The organism is Streptomyces sp. NBC_00647 (assembly GCF_045207245.1).
GTDB lineage: Bacteria > Actinomycetota > Actinomycetes > Streptomycetales > Streptomycetaceae > Streptomyces.
This window is the reverse complement of the sequence record NZ_CP109040.1, coordinates 4,343,389-4,362,139: the sequence shown is the minus strand read 5'-3', so window position 1 is coordinate 4,362,139 and position 18,751 is coordinate 4,343,389. Positions and strand designations below refer to the sequence as shown.

The window sequence follows — 18,751 nt, the reverse complement described above, 5'->3', positions numbered from 1 at the left end:
TGGGACCACCCGCCGACCAGGAGGGCCTGGACTCAGCACATGGTTTTGATCGTCCTGCGCCTGGTGGGATGGATCGCTGTCTGGATCGGGTCGTTGGCTGTGCTGGTGGTATTCCTGTCTCCGGGATTCACCCCGCTCTTCATCCCGTTGCTGGGCTATGCAACCTTCCGAGCTATCCTCCAACTCGCCCACATCCGCCCCTCCATCCAAATCCAGCGCGTCCTCTGGGAGTACCCCTGGCAATTCCTCAGCGGCGTCCCTCGGGGCCGGAACAAGCATCCATTGGCTCAAGAGGACGAGATGTGGCTGGAGTTGCCCAATCCGGAGGAGCCGGGGGAGCAGATCCCGCTGCTCTTCCTTTCCGGCATGCGTACCTTCTGGTGGATGCGACGCTTCGGTACGGCTCGTACGAAGCCGGAACTGAAGGCGCAGATCGAGCCGCTCTGGTTCGCCGGTGACCCCCGCTTCGTCGCCGTCATCGCTGCCACCAGCCGCAACGGCGAGGCACCCAAGAGGCTTCATCTGCTCTATCAGCGCACCGCAACGGGCCGCCGGGGCGTCGAGCCGTCCGACTGGAACGCAAGCCCGGCCGCCCTCGAACGTGCCCGCCGCTCCGGCGCTCATGTTCCCGACGTGGTGCGCCCGCAACCGCGTTCATACTGACTCGTACCTGGCAGGACTCGATGACCACGGTCCCCCACTTCACCGTCGCGGACTCGGCCGAAGACCCCGAGGCCGATGTCTGGTTCGCGGAACCCGCCGGCTTCACCGCTGTGCCTCTCGATGCGCTGCTCCCCTTACCGGACTCCGTAGCTGCCGGTGATCTGCGCACCGCCCTCGCCCCGTTTCTGGACTCGGCTCCCGACGAGGTGGCCCGGCAGCAGTTCATCGCCCAGTTCGCACAGGGGCAGCAACTGCTCGGGGCTCTGCGGGAAGCCGGAACCGTCCATTGCTCGGTCGGGTTGCACCGCGACGACGTCGATGAGGGGGTTACGAGCAGCGGCCGGCCGCTGTTGTCGTTCTTCACCGTGTCCTGGCGGGCAACGGCGGTGTCGCCTCGAGCTGTGACGGCCGCTCGGGCGGTGAGCGGCCTCGATGCGCAGGCGCGCGTCGCATACGCCGAACTTCCTTGTGGCCCGGCCACGTTCAGCGAAAGCATGCGCACGCCCAGGGCCGACAGCGGCCTCCCTCAGCTGCCGCTGGTCCAGTTCCACGCCCACCTGCCGCACCCGGACTGCAGAAGACTGGCGGTATTCACGCTGAGCACGACGGCTGTCGGGCACCGTGAGCAGTACCGCGCGATCCTCCGCCACATCACCGCCCTGGCCACCTTCGACAATCCCCTGGGCTCGGCAACTGAGGTGTCGTGATCGCGTGTGGAAGGTCATGGCGGTCCGTCAAGAACCGCGAAGACCAGGCTCGTTCCGTCGATCGGGCCATTGATTCGAGGGCTTTGCGGACGCCAACTCGGTGATGTGTCTCACGGTGCACCGTCACTCGATCGAAGGTTCTGGGCAGCCGGTTGGCCACGCTATGAGGCTCTATGCCCGGCTCCTGCGCTCCGCGTCGGCGCCATTCGCACTGGTGTCGTCGCATGAGCCCCCGATAGCGTGTTGTTGCCCTTCCGCACCCCACGTCGCACAGGAGTCTGCCGTGAACCGCCGTCCCCGCCTGCTTGTCACAGCCGTCGTCGGAGCGACAGCGGCGCTGCTTTTGACCGCGTGCGGCGGCGGTGACGAGAAGCCGAAGGGCAACGACAAGATCGCCGGGGCGGACACCGGGGGTGAGACGTCGGCTTCGCCCGAGGCGAGTGCGACGGCTTCCGCGGGACGACCGAAGATCGAGCTGCCGTCCGACCTGAAGCTGACCTTCGAGGGGTCGAAGACGGGCGACTCCGTCAAGGACGCGATCCTCAAGGACAACGCCGACCTCATCCGCGCGCTCAACGCAGCCATCGATGCCCAGAATCCGCGCCTTCCTGCGCTTGAGTTCTACACGGAGGGCGAGGGCGCAGTGGCAGCTCAACAATGGGTTCAGTCGTTCAAGTCCGCCGGATGGACGGTCACCGGAACGGTGCGCTATTTCGACCGGCAGGTGACCGTCAAGTCCCAGGACAGTGCTTCGCTCAGCTACTGCGCGGACGAAAGCAAGGGTTTCAGCAAGGTCATCAAGACCAGCGAGGTCAAGAAGACGAAGACCACCAAGAACAGCTATGTCGCCTATGGGGTTCAGGTGGAGAAGAACAAGCAGGGGGTCTGGGAACTCGTGAAAATCGTGTCTACTCGGGGTGCCGACAGGTGCCAGCCGTGAGCCGGCTCCTTCGTCTCGTACCGGTTCTGCTCGTCGCGGCGTCGGCTTGCTTGGTGTCAGCCCCACCCGCCCTCGCGGACCAGGACCCTCCAGGTGGAGGAACGTTCGGTGGCGGGCCCGGATCGGACAGCAATACTTCGGGCGCTGTTGACGGCGACACCGTCTCTGCGACTGCCGGCGGTATCGTCTTCGACCGTTCGAAGAACGGTCGAGGCAGCTCCGTAGGCGCTGTCGCGACGGCTTCGTCCTGGACGCCGCCTGCCTGTTGGTACGCCCCGAAGTACACGCCGGAGCAGCTCAAGGCCTATCTCGAGCCGATCTGGGCTGCCGGTTCCACCGGTGATGCCTGGGACGCAGAACAGCGCAAGCACTACGTCGACGGCGACTACAAGGACTTCAACAAAGCCAAGACGGGCAAGGGCTATTGGTGGGACTCGTACGTCAACAAGGAGTTTCCCCCTGGGTGGGACTCCTGTAAGGAGCCCATCTTCTGGGTGGACAGTGGCGATCCCCCGCCGGCGCGCATCAAGAACGCTGTGACCCCTGAGGTCCTGGCCGAACTCGCGTACGCCGAGATCCGGGTCCCCGGCACCAAGGTAAGTCTGGCCCCCGAGGGTACGACCAAGGTCAATCTGCCCACCTGGTCCTGGCTCGACGGCGCCGAGTTCAAGCCCGTGTCCGTCACGGCGTCTGTTCCGGTGCTGGGTATCGAAGCCACGACGACCGCGGAGCCGGTCTCACTCAAGATTGATCCCGGTACGGCAGACGCGGAGACGTATCCCGCTTCCGGCGTGTGTGAGATCACCGGCGATCACATCGGTGAGGCGTACGCGAAGGGCAAGGCGACGGAGACGCCCCCCTGTGGGGTGAAGTACCTGCGCTCTTCGGGCGATGGCTCGTACCAGCTCAGGGCGACCATCACGTGGAAGATCCACTGGACGGGCACCGGCGTCCCCGAAGAGCGAGGCCTGCCGGACGGCACGTTCGGAGCCGAGCAGGACGTCGTCGTGCAAGAGATCCAGTCCGTCAACCGCTGAGTCCGATCGCGGCGAATCGACCTGGAGAACGGGGGAATTATGGGTGACGGAACCCGGATCGATGATCTGAATGTTATCAAAAGCGTTTCGACGGGACTTTCCAAAATTGTCGGCGAGCTGGAGCGGCTCGACGAAAAGGGAAAGTATGGATGGAGCCAAGAGGTCATAGGGCACGAGGAATTGACCGATCGACTGAATGACTTCGCGTCGAATTGGGATTACAAGCGTTCCAAACTCGAAGAAGAGTTGAAGAAGCTCTCCGGCATCACGAAGGCTGCGGCGGAAGCGTACGAGAAGATCGATACTGAACTGGCTGATGCGGTGCGCAAGAACGAGAAGAAGTCGTAGGGGCTGGGGCGAATCATGACTCGTCCCAAGGATTGGTCACCTGTCGAACTCGAATCCGACCCGGTGTCCGGGGATCCGGCGGCAGTGGCGAAGCTGGGCAGGCGGTTCCGGGCCGTGGCCGACGCCATCAGAAAGCAGTCGGGAAACATCAATGCTCTCTGCGGGGTCGAAGGGTGGCAGAGCGACGCGGCGGATGAGTTCCGAAAGGCCGCCGATGGAACGGCCGGCCGTTTGAAGAAGGTCATGGATCGTTATGACACGGCCGCCGATGTGCTGGGCGAGCAGTCTGAACAGCCAGATCAAAAATATGCCAGCGTTCTGGCTTCGTCCCAGCAATCCGCCGACAAGGCCCGAAGTGACGCCGAGGTCGACTGCGATGAGAAGGACAGGCTGAACAGGCTCATCGATGCCCTCGATGAGGCGGCAGATGGCTATGAGGAAAAGAAGCGCGAGCTGGTCAGGAAGCGCGATGATGTAGCCGATCGCATTCAGGATTCCATCAAGCGCGTCCACGCGGCGAAGGACGCTCGCAATAAGGCTGCAGAGAAGGCGGCTCGCGCGCTTGAGGATCTGATGGATCACGACAAGCTGAAGGATTCCACCTGGGAGAACATCAAGGGTGCTCTCAAGAATGTCGCGGATATCGCGGGGTGGGTGGCTACCATCTGCGCTCTGACGTCGCTTCTCGTCGGCTGGATTCCGATCATCGGATGGGCGCTCGCCGGCGTGTTGGACGCGATCGCGTTGCTGGCGACTCTGGTCTCCCTTGCTTGTCATCTGGTCCTGGTCTTCTCCGGGGATGCAAGTATTGCGGATCTTGTCCTGGACGGCATTGCCCTGCTGACGCTGGGATTGGGGCGGGCGGCGCTGAGCGCGGGGCGCACCGCTGCTGCCGGTGTACGAGGGGTGCAGACGGCCAGCCGCACGGCTCGTACCGACTTTCTGGCGGCGAATACCCTGGCCGGTAGATCGTCAAAGGCCGTGAACACGCTCCAGGGCAAGGCGACAAAGGTTGCCAACAAGGCGGCGGAAGAAGCCGCGCAACGCCTTTCGGGAAACCTTCCCGGATTCTTCGGCAAGATGAACGAGTTCTCGCATGTATTGAATCCGAAGGTTATCTATAGAGATTCCATCGATGCGGTGAAGGGCCTCAGGGATTTCAAGGAAATCGGCAACCTGTTCAGTCGTGACGCGTGGGCGGGTGCTCGACCGTTCGGGAATCCGGAATGGGTCGAATCTGGAAAGATTCTTCAGGAGATTCCGATTCTGGGCAAGTTCGAATCAATGGGTGGTATGAAATTCGCCGACTATGTGCGAGGAGCTGGAAACAGGTGGCTCGGGCACACTGTGGCTGCTACGACGGTGGATGGGAACGATAAGCTTCACGGCCTTACCGAGTGGGACAATCCTTACAACAAGTGGAAAGAAGCTTGGACGGTAGGCTAGGAGTGACCAAGGAGAGTTCGAGTGAGTGATGATTCGGTGTGGCAATGTTTGATCTCTGAACCGGAAGGCAGTATCAGGCTGCCGGTGGGGCAGGGATTGGACTTGGGGGAGTGGTCCAAGCAGGCTGCGCAGACCTATCTGGGTGCGACAGCTCCTCGTAGCGAGCTACGTGGACTGGCGAGAGTTCTGGCGCAACTGGCCGCATCGTCCGATGCGGGTGCCCCTACCTTTGCCTATGCCTACGTGGTGGATGCGGCCAAGGCTGTCATGGCTGTCTATGAGGTTCACGATTACGACAGTGAGGGATACGAATCCGTCGATCGTCTGCCGGACCTGATTCGTGATGTCCTCCCCACGGCACCGGAGCGTCAGCACGTCATCAACGTCGACCTGCCGACCGGTCCCGGCGTTCGGGTGCAGGAGATTCGGTCCATTGAGACAGGGTCGCTTTTCAGGAAGAAGACCCAGCTGGAGTCGGTGACTTATGCCGTTCTTCCTCCGCAAGTGGACAACGTTCTGGTTCTCCGCATGACCTGGACGAACCTGATCTTCAGCGAGGCGTTGCTGGAGTTGTCCCAGACCCTTGCCGAGTCGTTGGAACTCGCTCAAGTGAAGGAGGTCTGACGGTGACCGAGCCGGGCGTCGAGATCTCGACGGGAGAAGCCGTCACGGCACCACCGACCGACTACAGGCTGATCGTTCCGGACGGTTGGTTCAGAATTCCCCTCGAGCCTGATCAGTGGAAGCGTTCGATCCGGGCACTGATCGACAACGCGTTGCAAGGTCAGGATGATGCTGCCGCCCTCAAGCGGCAGTTGGCCAAAGAGCTCGGTGCCCGTGCGGAGGACGCGTATCGGAATGGAGGAGTGGAGCTCTACGTCTCGACAACATCGATCGGGCCCGTCCCTCTCTCGGCTTCGCTTCTCGTGACGGTTGTTCCTCCTGACGAGGATTTTGGGCTGTCGGCCTCGAGAAAACAGCGTGCTCAGGAGATCGATGAGTTCCTGTTGCCCTTCGCGGGACCTGCGATCCGTCGGCGAACGCGCACGGTCCCGGCCGACGACGACTCGCACGGGAACAGCCTTCCTGTGACGACGGTCGACTACGCAGTCAAGATCCCGATGACCACTGCATCGCTGCTGTTGACCTTCTCGACATCGCTGGATCCGTTCGCCGAGGCCATGGTTGAACTCTTCGAGGCGATCGCGAAGTCCCTGAGTTGGACCTGATGGTCGGTCGCGACAGTGACCCATGCCTCGGCCGGATCAACCAGGCCCGTGTGAGTCCGAATCGTCGGCTGCGCCGAGTCGTGCTCCTGTGTCCGTGAGTCCGAACCTCTCCCACGGGATCAGAGCCAGGGGCATCCAGCTGAAGCCGATGGCGAAGACACTCAACACTGTGGTCAGGCCTTCGGGGAGGAACCGCCCGAGTTGGGCGGCGATGGCGGACACGAGCAGCAGGTACACGTCGAAGGAGAGAAGAGCGAGCGTGTTTCGGAACGCCTCGGTCGGCCGAAGTCGCCGTCGCGGCTTCCGCTCCGTTCCCCGTACGAGCCCCATCAGGATCAGCGGCAGAAGCAGCCCGGTCAGGCCGCCCACGCCGATGCCGCCGATCACGAGACTGCTGCGTCCGTCCTCCGGCACCGCGTGCGAGAGGAAGGAATCGTCCGCCAGGCCGGTGGTCAGGGCGACGCCCGCGAAGGCTCCGAGGGTCATGGCCGCCAGCACGAGAACGAATCCCGCGGCGAACGCCACATTCTGAGCATGCGAGGACCGGGGGCTCCTCACCTCGGGCCGTCCAGGCCTCGATCCAGCGGACATGGAATCTCCCGTGCTTTCGCGAAGTGCGATCGACGATAGCGGGCGCCCCTTGAGGAGGCCCGTGAAGCGGCTGCCTCCACGGGAGCGTCCGCCTCGTTCCGTCACGCCGTCACCATCGGGTCAAGGCCCGGTAAACCGGATCGCCCCGCGGTTCTGCGGAGACGAGGGCGCGTGAAAGGCTGGGCCGGTTGCTGGTGTGAACGGGCAAGCCCGGTGGGGAGTTGGGGGCGGAATGAGCAAGAGGCAGATCCGGCAGATGTTCCGGTTGATGGCCGCGGGGGAAGCGGTGCAGCTCACGAGTCCGATGGCCTCCGTGAAGAAGCTGGCCCGACTCGCCTTCATCGCCCAGCAGTTCGGCTACGAGTACGCGGACGTTCGTCAGGGCGGCGGGCGCAACAACGCGCTCACGATGCTCATCGTGCCCGACCCCGGCCCGCAGGCTCAGGCGCGTGCCGCGCAGAACTGGGCGCAGTATCCGCAGGCCGGCGACGGGGTCTCGTTGCCGCCCGTCGTCCCTGACGCGCTCGAACTCCTCAAGGCCCGCATCAACTTCGACCTCACCGGCAAGAACGCCGAGAAGCGGATGGTGTACGCGGCGGTCGGTCTCACCGTCGGGTGCGTCGTGCTCGGGGTACGGGCGGGCGGGGACTCGGCCGCCTACACCGTCGCCGGAATCGTGTGGGCCGTGCTGATGGTCGTCCTCGGTGTGGGCCTCGTCGTCACGCGCAAGCGGAACGCCAAGTTCGCGGCGCTGCTGCGGGCGGCCGGGTTCGCGCCCGTGACGGAGGAGGGCGGGCGGGTGCGGTATCTGCCGCCGACGGCGGGGCACGGCGCCGCACAGGGGGCTGCCGGTCCGTACGGCCCCTACACCCCCTACGCCCCGCAAGCCCCGTACACCGGTCGGCCGGGCGGCAGTGCCCCATACGCCGGTAAGCCGGGCAGCGCCCCGTACACCGGTCAAGCGAGCGCTCCGTACGCCGGTAAGCCGGGCAGCGCCCCGTACACCGGTCAAGCGAGCGCTCCGTACGCCGGTAAGCCGGGCAGCGCCCCGTACACCGGTCAAGCGAGCGCTCCGTACGCCGGCCAGCCGGGCAGCGCCCCGTACGCCGGTCAGCCGAGCGGCCCCTACGCCGGTCAGCCGGGTGGTCCGCACGTCGGTCTGCCGGGTGGCGCCTACGCCGGTCCGGCCCAGGGACAGGTTCACCCCCCGGCCCAAGCCCCCGCCCATCCGCAGGACCAGCCCCCGGTTCCGGCTCCGGGCCCGTACGCGTCCCCAGCACCCGGCCCGTACCACCCGCAGGCCTCGTACTCAGCTCAACCCGGCACTGCTCCTTACGCCCAACCCGGTACTGCTCCTTACGCCCAGCCCGGCGCCGCTCCCTCCTCCCCGCCCAGCCCCGTACCGCAGCAGCCGCAACACCCCCAGCACCCTCACCCCCAGCACCCGCACGGTCATCAGCCGCACCCCCAGCAGCCCCCTTACCCCAACCCCAACCCCCACCAGAGCCCGTCGCCGTCTCAGTCCCAGCCCCCGGCGGAGTAAGCCGCCGTTCAGCCGGCCCAGACCTCCGGAAGACCGAATGCCTTGAATACCGTGGGCAGTTGGAAGACCACGGTGTGGCTCACCGCGCCTCGGTCCGCCGTGAAGACCTGCAGTGTGTGGAGGCGGTGCGTGTCGTCGCCCGGTGCGCGGACGTACGCCGCCAGCGCGGGCTGTCCGTTCGCCGAGGTGGGCCGCAGCCGCCAGTCCGTGCCGCGCATCGCGAAGACGCGGGCGATGAAGGCGACATAGGCGTCGGGGCCGACGTACCAATTGAGGACCGGGGGCATCTCCAGGACGACGTCCTGGGTGAGCAGGGTGCGCAGGGTGTCGAGGTCGGCGTCCTCGAAGGCGCGCAGATAGCGGTCGATCACCGCGCGCTGGTCCTGGTCCGGCGGCTCCGCCACCTCGTCCTCCGTCAGTCCGGCCTCGGCGAGCCGTGCGCGGGCCCGCTGGAGCGCGCTGTTCACGGACGCGGTCGACGTGCCGAGGGCCTCGGCGACCTCCGCCGCCGGCCAGGCCAGTACCTCCCGCAGGATGAGGACCGCCCGCTGACGCGGGGGCAGCAACTGCATCGTGGCGATCAGCGCCAGGCGCAGGCTGCCCCGGGCGACGACCACCCCCGCGGGATCCGGGGCCGCCGCCCCGGTGCCGAAGGCGAGCCCGGTTCCGCCTGCGTCCGGGAACGGTTCCAGCCAGGGCACCTCCGTCCCCGTCGTCATCGGCGCCGCCGGATCCTCCAGCGCGCCGACCAGGCCCGAGGGCAGCGGTCTGCGGGCGCGTCCGCGCAGAGCGGTCAGGCAGGTGTTGGTGGCGATGCGGTACAGCCAGGTGCGCAGGGACGCACGCTCCGCGTCGTAGCGGTCGTACGCGCGCCAGGCCCGCAGCATCGTCTCCTGCACCAGGTCCTCGGCCTCGTGCACCGAACCGAGCATCCGGTAGCAGTGGGCCAGAAGTTCGCCGCGGTAAGGGGCCGTCCGTTCCTCGAAGCCCTCGCGTCCGTCGCGTCCGTCGCGTCCGTCGTCGTCGCGCGTCGTCATGGTCTGCTCCTCGGCCTCTCGGCCTCTCGGCCTCTCGGCCTCTCGGCCTCTCGGTGGCTCGGTTCCTCGTGTCCGTGCTCTTCGGGACCCGTCGTTCACCGGTACGTACGTCCGGGGCCGCCGGAACTCATCGCTCCCGGCACCGATGAGTTCCGGCGGCCGAGGAGGTACGTACCGGCACCGAACGCATCCGAGGAGAAGGATCATCATGAACGCAACGGACCACAGCCAGGACGTCCGCACCGTCCTCGACCGTCTCTACTCCGCCTGGGCGGACCACGACGCCGACGCCTTCGCGGATCTCTACACGGAGGACGCGACGGCCGTGATGCCGGGCGTCTTCCACGACGGCCGGGAGGAGATCCGTGCCTATATGGCGGCCGCCTTCGACGGACCGCTGAAGGGGTCCCGGCCGCTCGACGAGCCCCGGCGCATCCGCTTCCCGCGGCCCGGCACCGCCGTCGTGGTCAGTGAGACCGGGATTCTCCTGGCCGGTGAGAGCGAGCTGCCCGCCGACCGGCTGCGCCGTGCGACCTGGGTTCTCGTCCGCGATCCCGCCGGCGGGAGCTGGGCCATCACCTCGTACCACAACGCCGCAGCCTGAGCGGCGGGCCGGCAGGCCCTGCCCCCGACCTGCCGCACCCGTTCCCGCCCCGTCCTCACCGTCGGGTCCGGGAGCGGGTGAGAGCAACGTTCCCTTCCGGTCATTCACAGGCACAGCGCGGAAACGCGCCCTCCCTACCTTCGGGAAACAGCAGCCCAGTAAGCCCGGAGAACCAACGGAGGCGTGAGATGACTGCCCCAGCCACGAGTACAGCCCCTGCGCGGGGTGGTCGCTGGATCGAGGAGTGGGATCCGGAGGACGAGGTCTTCTGGGAGGAGAAGGGGGAGAAGGTCGCCCGGCGCAACCTGATCTTCTCCGTGCTGTCCGAGCACATCGGGTTCTCCGTATGGACCCTGTGGTCGGTGATGGTCCTGTTCATGGGGCCGGAGTACGGGCTCACCCCGGCCGACAAGTTCCTGCTCACTTCGATGGTGACGCTGGTCGGCGCCGTCGTGCGGGTCCCCTATACCTTCGCGGTCGCGCTTTTCGGTGGCCGGAACTGGACCATCGTGTCCGCGAGTCTGCTGCTCGTGCCGACCGTCGCCGCCTTCGTGGTGATGGAGCCCGGAACCTCGTTCAACACCTTCCTCGTGGTGGGTCTGCTGGCCGGCATCGGCGGCGGCAACTTCGCCTCCAGCATGACCAACATCAACGCCTTCTTCCCGCTGCGCAAGAAGGGCTGGGCGCTCGGCCTCAACGCGGGCGGCGGCAACATCGGCGTCCCCGTCATCCAGCTCGTGGCGCTCGCCATCATCGGGGCGAGCGGCGGGCCCCGGGTACTCCTCGGGATCTACATCCCGCTCATCGTGGTGGCCGCCGTTCTCGCCGCCCTCTTCATGGACAACATCGCCTCCGTGAAGAACGACACCGGCGCCGCCCGGGACGCCGCGAAGGACGCGCACACCTGGATCATGTCGTTCCTGTACATCGGCACCTTCGGGTCGTTCATCGGCTACGCCTTCGCCTTCGGGCAGGTGCTCCAGGTGCAGTTCGGGCGTACGCCGCTCCAGGCCGCCTACCTCACCTTCATCGGCCCGCTGCTCGGTTCGCTGATCCGGCCCGTCGGCGGCTGGCTCGCCGACCGCTACGGCGGCGCCAGGATCACGCTCTGGAACTTCGTCGGCATGGCCGCGGCGACCGGGATCCTCGTGTTCGCCAGCAGTGAGAAGTCGCTGCCGCTCTTCGTCGGCGTCTTCGTGGTGCTGTTCGTGCTCAGCGGGCTCGGCAACGGGTCGACGTACAAGATGATCCCCGGGATCTTCCAGAAGAAGGCCGTGGACAAGGGGCTCGAAGGGGAAGAGGCCGCGAGGTACGGGCGCCGGCTCTCCGGCGCCTCCATGGGGCTGATCGGTGCCGTGGGCGCGCTCGGCGGTGTGGGCATCAACCTCGCCTTCCGGCAGTCGTTCCTCAGCTCCGGCTCCGGCACCGGCGCCTTCGTCACCTTCCTCGTCTTCTACGCGGTCGCCTTCATGGTCACCTGGGCCGTATACCTTCGCCGTCCGGCCGCCTCCGGAGCACGGGCCACCGCCACCGCCGAGGCGAAGTCCCAGCTCAGCTACGCCGAGGTGTGACGTAACACGCCCGACATCACCTCGATCCGAGCCTGTCACGGTCCGTTGACAGGCTCGGATCAGCCGCGGACGTACGACAGCACAGACCCGTACGACGACTCGACGAGCGCGAGACGAGAGCCCCATGTACGACGAAAAGCAGCGACCCGACCACGGGCCTCTCTCTGGGTTCACCGTGGGAGTGACCGCCGCGCGCCGGGCCGACGAGCTCGGCGCGCTGCTCCAGCGCCGCGGGGCCACCGTCGTGCACGCGCCGGCCCTGCGCATCGTGCCCCTCGCCGACGACAGTGAACTGCTCGACGCGACCAAGGAGTTGGTCGCCAACGCGCCCGACGTGGTGGTGGCCACCACCGCCATCGGATTCCGCGGATGGGTCGAGGCCGCCGACGGATGGGGCCTCGGCGAGGAACTGCTCGCACGGCTGCGCGGGGTGGAACTGCTGGCCCGCGGGCCCAAGGTCAAGGGCGCCATAAGGGCCCAGGGGCTGACCGAGGAGTGGTCGCCGTCCTCCGAGTCCATGGCCGAGGTGCTCGACCGGCTGCTCGACGAGGGCGTCGACGGCCGCCGCGTCGCCGTACAGCTGCACGGTGAACCGCTGCCCGGGTTCGTGGAGTCGCTGCGCGCCGCCGGCGCCGAGGTGATCCCCGTTCCCGTGTACCGGTGGATGCCGCCGGAGGACATCGGGCCCGTGGACCGGCTGCTCGACGCGGCTCTCACCCGCGGCCTGGACGCGCTCACCTTCACCAGCGCGCCCGCCGCCGCCTCCCTGCTGTCCAGGGCCGAGGACCGTGGCCTGCACGCGGAACTCCTCGCCGCACTGCACCACGACGTCCTGCCCGCCTGCGTAGGACCGGTCACCGCACTGCCGTTGCAGGCCCACGGCATCGACACCGTCCAGCCCGAGCGCTTCCGGCTCGGCCCCCTCGTACAGGTGCTGTGCCAGGAACTGCCCGGCCGGGCACGGACGTTGCCCGTCGCCGGGCACCGGGTGGAGATCCGGGGGCACGCGGTGCTGGTGGACGGGGCGCTGCGGCCCGTGCCGCCCGCCGGGATGTCACTGCTGCGGGCGCTCGCGCGACGGCCCGGCTGGGTGGTGGCGCGGGCCGAGCTGCTGCGTGCGCTGCCCGGTGCCGGTCGTGACGAGCACGCCGTGGAGACCGCGATGGCCCGGCTGCGTACGGCACTCGGCGCGCCCAAGCTGATCCAGACGGTCGTCAAGCGGGGTTACCGGCTCGCGCTCGACCCGGCCGCGGACTCCAAGTACGCCGACGTCTGAGGCCGCCGGTACAGGAACAGGGCACGGGCGAGGCAGGCCAGCGCGAGCGTCGACAGCAGGGCCCGTACGACGTTCCAGGCCACCCAGGTGTCCTCGAACCGGTCGCGCACGGCGGCCGGGTCGGCGATCCGTGAAGGGTCGCCGGCGTCCGCGAGTTGGTTGTTGAGCGGGATGTTCACGGCCATGGTGACGAGGAACACGAGCGTGTAGGCGGCGAGGGCGGTGAACACCCACCACCGGTTCGGTTCGACGCGCAACTGCCGGGCGGAGACCGCCGTCAGCACCAGGGCGCCCAGGAAGCTCAGGAAGAACACGGGGTTCTGGATGACGTCGTTGATGTTCTGCATGACCTCGATGAAGACGCGGTCGTCGCTGCGGGCAAGCGACGGCATGATGGCGCAGGCGAAGATGTAGAAGACCCCGGCGATCAGGCCCATCGCGACCGTGGCCGCACCCAGTACACCCGCGGCCGTGCCGCGTCGTTCCGTGCTGTTGTCCGTCATGTCCCTCAGTCAACCGGTGCCGCGGCACGGGTGACATGGCCGAGGCGCGCGGCCGCATACGCGGGCGTCCACGACGTGATCGACCCCGTCTTCCCACGCGCTCCACCGTGCGCGCGGCCCAGCGGTCCGCCGCGATGCCGCCGCCAGGCGGCGCGCTTCGCCGTTCCCGGCCGGTGCGCGTCCGGTAAGGGGCGGTACTGAGTCTTCCGGCGGGGCGCCGGGGCATGCACTGTAGGGAGTACGACGGCGGGTGACCCCAAGGCGGTGACAGGCGCATGGCATCGGGCATGGCCACAGCCTCGTACGAGCTGCGGTTCGACTCCGGGCGGATCTGCCTGGATCTGACGGCGACCACCCATCCCGAGGAACGCCTCGACTCGGCCGCCCACTTGGGTGCCTGGGTCAGCGCGTCCGGGCTGGTGCCCGCGGGAACCCCGCTGACCGCCGTGGACACGGCGTGGCTGCTCGGCTTCCGGGAACTGCGCGGACATATCGCCCAGTTGGTGCGCGGTGAGCTGGACGCGCGGCCCGCCGACAGCGCGCTCGCCCGCGTCAACGCCGTCGCCCTCGCCGCACCGCCCGCGCTCCGGGCCGTCCGCGCCGACGACGGCTCGCTCCGTCGGGCCCCGCACACCCCGCCGCACTGCGCCGAACTGCTCTCCGTGGTCGCCCGGGACGCCCTCGACCTGCTCACCGACCCGCCGGCGAGGGCTAGTCTGCGACAGTGCGAGGGAGACAACTGTCCGATCGTCTACCTCGACACCTCGCGCGGCCGGCGTCGGCGCTGGTGCTCCAGCGAGGTGTGCGGCAACCGGGAGAGAGTGGCCCGGCACCGACGGCGGGCGGCTCTGGCGCGTGCCTGATCACACCCGTCCGTGAACAGCCAGTGACGTGAGGTGATCGATACGCATTCTTTTCGGCGTCTACACATCTTCAACAGAAAAAATCCTGAACGCTTTGAACACCCGCGTACCAACACACGTACCCGGTGATGAGCGACCGACTGGGGGATCCCCCGGACACCGGAGGTAGGCGTGCGCAAGGATTCAGCCGTGGCTGATGAACACAGGCCAAGGGCCCGACATCGCATGTCTCAGCAGTCCTCGTCGACAGAACCCGACGAGGAGCTGATGCGTGCGCTGTACCGGGAGCACGCGGGGCCGTTGCTGGCCTATGTGTTGCGCCTGGTCGCCGGAGACCGGCAGCGCGCCGAAGACGTTGTGCAGGAAACACTCATCCGTGCCTGGAAGAACGCCGGTCAGCTCAATCGAGCGACCGGTTCGGTACGCCCCTGGCTGGTGACGGTCGCCCGACGCATCGTCATCGACGGCCACCGCAGTCGGCAGGCCCGGCCGCAGGAGGTCGACCCGTCGCCGCTGGAGGTCATCCCCGCGGAGGACGAGATCGACAAGGCGTTGTGGCTGATGACACTGTCGGACGCGCTGGACGACCTGACCCCTGCTCACAGGGAAGTACTGGTCGAAACATACTTCAAAGGGCGTACCGTCAATGAGGCGGCCGAAACGCTCGGCATTCCCAGCGGCACTGTGCGCTCACGGGTGTTCTACGCCCTGCGTTCGATGAAGCTGGCGCTGGAGGAGCGGGGGGTGACGGCATGAACACGTACGGGGGTTACGGAACAGGTGGGCCGGGAGCCATGCAAGGTCCACGCGGACAGCAAGGGTCCGGGGACATCCACGAGACTGTCGGCGCCTACGCCCTGGGCATTCTCGACGACGCCGAGGCGACAGCCTTCGAGGAGCACCTCGCCACCTGCGAGTGGTGCGCCCAGCAGCTCGACGAGCTCGCCGGGATGGAGCCGATGCTCGCCGCGCTCGCGGACCTGCCCGCCTCGCAGGGCAGCCCGGCCATCGGCGAGTCCCTCTCGGCCCGCCCGAGCCCACGGCTCGCGGAGCGGCTGGTCGACGAGGTCTCGGCGCGGCGCGCCCAGAAGCGCCGCCGCGGCATGTACCTGGTGGCGGCCGCGGCCGCGCTGATCATCGGCGGTCCCCTGACGGTCATGGCCGTCAACGGCGGCGGCGACGGCGGGACGAACGTGCCACAGGCGCACGCGACCAGCCCCGCCAAGGCCGCCTTCGAGGTCATGACCGACAAGACGGAGGCCACGGACCCGAGCACCAAGGTCAACGCCGTCGTCGCCGTCGAGCCGAAGGACTGGGGCACCCACGCCGTCCTCCAGCTGAAGAACGTCAAGGGCCCGCTCAAGTGCTCCCTGATCGCCGTCGGCAAGAACGGCGAGCGCGAGACGGTGACCTCCTGGGCGGTCCCGAACTGGGGTTACGGCCTCCCCAACGCCAAGACCGAGGAGGCCAAGCAGCCCCTCTACGTGCACGGCGGCGCGGCCTTCACACCGAACCAGATCGACCACTTCGAGGTCATGACCTTCGACGGGAAGCGGCTGGTCGAGGTGGACGCGTGAGCGAACCCCGGGCGCGCACGTAGCCTGACGGGCCTCCCTTCGCGTACGGTTGACGGCTGCCCAGCACGTCAGAAGGGGGCCCGGTGGCCGCTCAGGCTCAGCAGGAAACCGCGCTCGGCTCGGTCCACTCATCCGTACCGGACGACTCCGTCAAGGACGACTCCGTACGGGACAGTGAGATCGGCGTCGAGCAGGAACATCTCGACCGGGTCTACCGGCGCCTCGAGGAGAAGATCCACGAGGCCGAGTTCCTCATGCACGACGCCGCCCAGCGCGGTCACGTCGGGACGCCGGGGGCGCTCGCGGAGCGGGACGCCCAGGTGTTCCGTGCGGGAATCCACCTCAACCGTCTCAACAACGAGTTCGAGGACTTTCTCTTCGGCCGGATCGACCTGCTCCGCGGGAAGGACGGCAAGAAGGGTCCCGACGGCGCCTACACGGCGGTGGAACCCGCCGATGGGGCGGTCCGCGAGGACAACACGGCCGACATCGCGGAGACGCTCCACATCGGCCGTATCGGCGTCCTGGACGCCGACTACGCGCCGCTGGTCATCGACTGGCGGGCGCCCGCGGCGGCCCCGTTCTACCGCTCCACCCCGGTCGACCCCGGCCGGGTCGTACGCCGCCGGGTCATCCGCTCCAAGGGCCGCAGGGTCCTGGGCGTCGAGGACGACCTGATGCGCCCGGAGGTGAAGGCCTCCCTCGACGGCCGTGAGCTCCCCGTCATCGGCGACGGCGCGCTCATGGCCGCGCTCGGGCAGGCCCGCAGTCACACCATGCGGGACATCGTGGCGTCCATCCAGGCCGAGCAGGACATGGTGATCCGCGCGCCCGCCGCGTCCGTGACCTACGTCGAGGGCGGCCCCGGCACGGGCAAGACGGCGGTGGCCCTGCACCGGGCCGCCTACCTGCTCTACCAGGACCGCCGCCGGTACGCGGGCGGCATCCTGATCGTCTCCCCGACCCCGCTGCTCGTCGCCTACACCGAGGGCGTGCTGCCCTCGCTCGGCGAGGAGGGCCAGGTCGCGATCCGCGCGATCGGCTCGCTCGTCGACGGTGTGGGCGCCACGCTGTACGACTCCCCGGCGGTGGCCCGCGCCAAGGGCTCGCACCGGATGCTGAAGGTGCTGCGGAAGGCGGCACGCGGGGCGCTGGAGGCGCCGGCCGGTGCGGCGGGCAACGCTTCCGGCCAGCTCGCTCTCGGGGAGCCCGAGACGGCCCCCGCCGGTCCTCCCACCCGGCTGCGGGTCGTCGCCTTCGGGCGACGGCTGGAGCTGGAGTCCGCCGAGCTGAACCGCATCAAGCACAACGCGCTCAGCGGGACCGCGCCGGTCAACCTGCTGCGGCCGCGGGCACGCAAACTGCTGCTCGACGCGCTGTGGGCGAAGTCGGGCGCCGGGGGCCGGCACACCGACCCGGAGCTGGCCGCCGAGCTGCGGTCCTCGTTCGACGAGGACGTCACCCTGGAGGACAGCTTCCTGGCCTTCCTCGACGCCTGGTGGCCGGAGCTGACCCCGCGCGGGGTGCTGACCGCCATGGCCGACGAGCGGCGGCTCGGGCGCTGGGCGCGCCGGATCCTCAACCCCGGCGAGGTCCGCCGGGTGGCGCGCTCGCTGAAGCGGGACGGGTTCTCCGTGCACGACGTGGCGATGCTCGACGAGCTGGAGGCGATCGTCGGGACGCCCGCCCGGCCGAAGAAGCGCCGCGATCTGGACCCGCTGGACCAGCTCACCGGTCTGGAGGAGCTCATGCCGGTGCGCGAGGAGACGCAGCGCGAGCGCGCCGAGCGGCTGGCGCAGGAGCGGACCGAGTACGCGCACGTCATCGTCGACGAGGCGCAGGACCTCACGCCCATGCAGTGGCGGATGGTCGGCCGGCGGGGCCGGCATGCCACCTGGACGGTCGTGGGCGACCCGGCGCAGTCCTCGTGGTCCGACCCCGACGAGGCGGCCGAGGCCCGTGACGAGGCTCTCGGCACCCGGCCCCGGCGCCGTTTCACGCTCACCGTCAACTACCGCAACCCGGCCGAGATCGCCGAGCTGGCCGCCAAGGTCCTCGCTCTCGCCATGCCGGGCTCGCAGTCGCCGTCCGCCGTACGGTCCACGGGTGTCGAACCCCGGTTCGCGGTCGTGCGGGACTCCCTCGCCCAGACCGTGCGCGCCGAGGCGGCCCACCTCCTCGACCGCGTGGACGGCACCGTGGGCGTCGTCGTCGCCATGAACCGGCGTGAGGAGGCCGCCCGCTGGCTCGCCGGGCTCGGGGACCGTGTGGTGGCCCTCGGAAGCCTGGAGGCCAAGGGGCTGGAGTACGACGCGACGGTGGTCGTGTCGCCCGCGGAGATCGCGGACGAGTCGCCCGCCGGACTGCGTGTCTTGTACGTCGCCCTGACCCGGGCCACACAGCAGCTCACCGTCGTCTCCAGCGACCGCGACGACCCCGACCCGAACGGAGTCCCCGATCTCCTGCGGGACTGACCCGGTCCCTTCCCCGTCCGCCCCGTCCCGGCGAAAAGAACTCTCGGGACGGGAATTGCCTTACGAGGATCCTTTGTTACCTTTGACGTGGCACCGGCCCGATCCAAGCCCCCGGGCCCAACCTTCGTCGCTACGAGCGACCACTTGCCGCGAGGCGAGCATGGCGGGTCGGTGTCATTGAACGTCGTCCTTCACCGAAGGACCTGAAGAGGCCCACGTCACCCTGTGACGTGGGCCTCTTTCGTTGCCCGAACGCTTCTCGTAGAGTGGAATCCATTTTCCGAAACCGCGATCGCCTCGTGAACAAAACGTTCGCAATCAGGGGCGACTACCCCGTACTCA

General features: G+C 68.0%; 18 protein-coding genes and 1 pseudogene. 16 read left to right on the top strand and 3 right to left on the bottom strand.

All coding sequences use genetic code 11. From position 1 onward, the window contains the following. Window positions 1-39 precede the first annotated feature (39 nt). The 8 genes from OG788_RS19085 (at window position 40) to OG788_RS19050 (ending at window position 6,370) form a co-directional block, all read left to right on the top strand. Complete coding sequence (locus OG788_RS19085) at window positions 40-663, top strand: hypothetical protein (RefSeq protein ID WP_406372274.1); 624 nt, start codon at window positions 40-42, stop codon at window positions 661-663. A gap of 20 nt (window positions 664-683) precedes the next feature. Continuing rightward, complete coding sequence (locus OG788_RS19080; protein WP_406372272.1) at window positions 684-1,370, top strand: hypothetical protein; 687 nt, start codon at window positions 684-686, stop codon at window positions 1,368-1,370. Window positions 1,371-1,653: 283 nt separating this feature from the next. Continuing rightward, a complete protein-coding gene (locus tag OG788_RS19075; RefSeq protein WP_406372271.1) occupies window positions 1,654-2,310 on the top strand; it encodes a hypothetical protein in 657 nt (218 codons plus the stop codon). Next, the gene (locus OG788_RS19070; RefSeq protein WP_406372270.1) at window positions 2,298-3,347 is read left to right on the top strand and encodes a hypothetical protein; all 1,050 of its coding nucleotides are present in this window, start codon (window positions 2,298-2,300) and stop codon (window positions 3,345-3,347) included. The genes OG788_RS19075 and OG788_RS19070 overlap by 13 nt, the downstream gene beginning before the upstream one ends. Before the next feature lie 39 nt (window positions 3,348-3,386). Then, the gene (locus OG788_RS19065; protein WP_351541918.1) at window positions 3,387-3,695 is read left to right on the top strand and encodes a hypothetical protein; all 309 of its coding nucleotides are present in this window, start codon (window positions 3,387-3,389) and stop codon (window positions 3,693-3,695) included. 15 nt (window positions 3,696-3,710) lie between these two features. Further along, a complete protein-coding gene (locus tag OG788_RS19060) occupies window positions 3,711-5,141 on the top strand; it encodes a hypothetical protein (RefSeq protein WP_406372268.1) in 1,431 nt (476 codons plus the stop codon). A gap of 21 nt (window positions 5,142-5,162) precedes the next feature. Further along, entirely contained in the window at window positions 5,163-5,765 is a 603-nt protein-coding gene (locus OG788_RS19055; RefSeq protein WP_406372266.1) for a hypothetical protein, read from the top strand. A gap of 2 nt (window positions 5,766-5,767) precedes the next feature. Next, entirely contained in the window at window positions 5,768-6,370 is a 603-nt protein-coding gene (locus OG788_RS19050; RefSeq protein WP_406372264.1) for a hypothetical protein, read from the top strand. A 36-nt stretch (window positions 6,371-6,406) separates the two neighbouring features. On the opposite strand, the gene OG788_RS19045 is transcribed toward OG788_RS19050, so the two are convergent. Further along, the gene (locus OG788_RS19045; RefSeq protein ID WP_406372262.1) at window positions 6,407-6,895 is read right to left on the bottom strand and encodes a hypothetical protein; all 489 of its coding nucleotides are present in this window, start codon (window positions 6,893-6,895) and stop codon (window positions 6,407-6,409) included. 298 nt (window positions 6,896-7,193) lie between these two features. Between OG788_RS19045 and OG788_RS19040 the strand changes: the two are divergent. Further along, window positions 7,194-8,237 (top strand): annotated as a pseudogene (locus OG788_RS19040) (hypothetical protein); the annotation flags it as partial. A gap of 275 nt (window positions 8,238-8,512) precedes the next feature. Here the strand turns inward: OG788_RS19040 and OG788_RS19035 are convergent. Then, window positions 8,513-9,541: a sigma-70 family RNA polymerase sigma factor gene (locus OG788_RS19035; RefSeq protein ID WP_406372260.1), complete on the bottom strand. Its 1,029-nt coding sequence runs from the start codon at window positions 9,539-9,541 to the stop codon at window positions 8,513-8,515. A 208-nt stretch (window positions 9,542-9,749) separates the two neighbouring features. Between OG788_RS19035 and OG788_RS19030 the strand changes: the two genes are divergently transcribed. The 3 genes from OG788_RS19030 to OG788_RS19020 all read left to right on the top strand — a co-directional run bounded on the left by OG788_RS19030 (window position 9,750) and on the right by OG788_RS19020 (window position 12,992). Continuing rightward, window positions 9,750-10,145, top strand: a complete 396-nt coding sequence (locus OG788_RS19030) for an SgcJ/EcaC family oxidoreductase (protein ID WP_406372258.1) — start codon at window positions 9,750-9,752, stop codon at window positions 10,143-10,145. Between the two features lie 188 nt (window positions 10,146-10,333). After that, entirely contained in the window at window positions 10,334-11,716 is a 1,383-nt protein-coding gene (locus tag OG788_RS19025; protein ID WP_406372256.1) for a nitrate/nitrite transporter, read from the top strand. A gap of 124 nt (window positions 11,717-11,840) precedes the next feature. After that, the gene (locus OG788_RS19020) at window positions 11,841-12,992 is read left to right on the top strand and encodes a uroporphyrinogen-III synthase (protein ID WP_406372254.1); all 1,152 of its coding nucleotides are present in this window, start codon (window positions 11,841-11,843) and stop codon (window positions 12,990-12,992) included. Here OG788_RS19020 and OG788_RS19015 read toward each other — a convergent pair. Beyond that, on the bottom strand, window positions 12,941-13,495 hold the full coding sequence (locus OG788_RS19015; protein WP_406372252.1) for a DUF1772 domain-containing protein: 555 nt from the start codon (window positions 13,493-13,495) through the stop codon (window positions 12,941-12,943). The two genes, OG788_RS19020 and OG788_RS19015, sit on opposite strands and share 52 nt — an antisense overlap. A 275-nt stretch (window positions 13,496-13,770) precedes the next feature. On the opposite strand from OG788_RS19015, the gene OG788_RS19010 reads away from it, so the two are divergent. The 4 genes from OG788_RS19010 to OG788_RS18995 all read left to right on the top strand — a co-directional run bounded on the left by OG788_RS19010 (window position 13,771) and on the right by OG788_RS18995 (window position 18,409). After that, window positions 13,771-14,358, top strand: coding sequence for a CGNR zinc finger domain-containing protein (locus tag OG788_RS19010; protein ID WP_406372250.1), 588 nt, complete (start codon window positions 13,771-13,773; stop codon window positions 14,356-14,358). Between the two features lie 225 nt (window positions 14,359-14,583). Next, window positions 14,584-15,114, top strand: a complete 531-nt coding sequence (locus OG788_RS19005; protein WP_037619265.1) for a sigma-70 family RNA polymerase sigma factor — start codon at window positions 14,584-14,586, stop codon at window positions 15,112-15,114. Window positions 15,115-15,152: 38 nt separating this feature from the next. Next, window positions 15,153-15,935, top strand: coding sequence for an anti-sigma factor family protein (locus OG788_RS19000; RefSeq protein WP_406372248.1), 783 nt, complete (start codon window positions 15,153-15,155; stop codon window positions 15,933-15,935). A gap of 83 nt (window positions 15,936-16,018) precedes the next feature. Then, the gene (locus tag OG788_RS18995; RefSeq protein ID WP_351541907.1) at window positions 16,019-18,409 is read left to right on the top strand and encodes a UvrD-helicase domain-containing protein; all 2,391 of its coding nucleotides are present in this window, start codon (window positions 16,019-16,021) and stop codon (window positions 18,407-18,409) included. Window positions 18,410-18,751 lie beyond the last annotated feature (342 nt).

Bases quoted from the DNA above. Each gene is read 5' to 3' on its own strand.
- OG788_RS19015 (WP_406372252.1), bottom strand. From the start codon at position 13,495: ATGACGGACAACAGCACGGAACGACGCGGCACGGCCGCGGGTGTACTG.
- OG788_RS19025 (WP_406372256.1), top strand. From the start codon at position 10,334: ATGACTGCCCCAGCCACGAGTACAGCCCCTGCGCGGGGTGGTCGCTGG.
- OG788_RS19035 (WP_406372260.1), bottom strand. From the start codon at position 9,541: ATGACGACGCGCGACGACGACGGACGCGACGGACGCGACGGACGCGAG.
- OG788_RS19005 (WP_037619265.1), top strand. From the start codon at position 14,584: ATGTCTCAGCAGTCCTCGTCGACAGAACCCGACGAGGAGCTGATGCGT.
- OG788_RS19085 (WP_406372274.1), top strand. From the start codon at position 40: ATGGTTTTGATCGTCCTGCGCCTGGTGGGATGGATCGCTGTCTGGATC.
- OG788_RS19000 (WP_406372248.1), top strand. From the start codon at position 15,153: ATGCAAGGTCCACGCGGACAGCAAGGGTCCGGGGACATCCACGAGACT.
- OG788_RS19065 (WP_351541918.1), top strand. From the start codon at position 3,387: ATGGGTGACGGAACCCGGATCGATGATCTGAATGTTATCAAAAGCGTT.
- OG788_RS19060 (WP_406372268.1), top strand. From the start codon at position 3,711: ATGACTCGTCCCAAGGATTGGTCACCTGTCGAACTCGAATCCGACCCG.
- OG788_RS19020 (WP_406372254.1), top strand. From the start codon at position 11,841: ATGTACGACGAAAAGCAGCGACCCGACCACGGGCCTCTCTCTGGGTTC.
- OG788_RS19010 (WP_406372250.1), top strand. From the start codon at position 13,771: ATGGCATCGGGCATGGCCACAGCCTCGTACGAGCTGCGGTTCGACTCC.
- OG788_RS19080 (WP_406372272.1), top strand. From the start codon at position 684: ATGACCACGGTCCCCCACTTCACCGTCGCGGACTCGGCCGAAGACCCC.
- OG788_RS19030 (WP_406372258.1), top strand. From the start codon at position 9,750: ATGAACGCAACGGACCACAGCCAGGACGTCCGCACCGTCCTCGACCGT.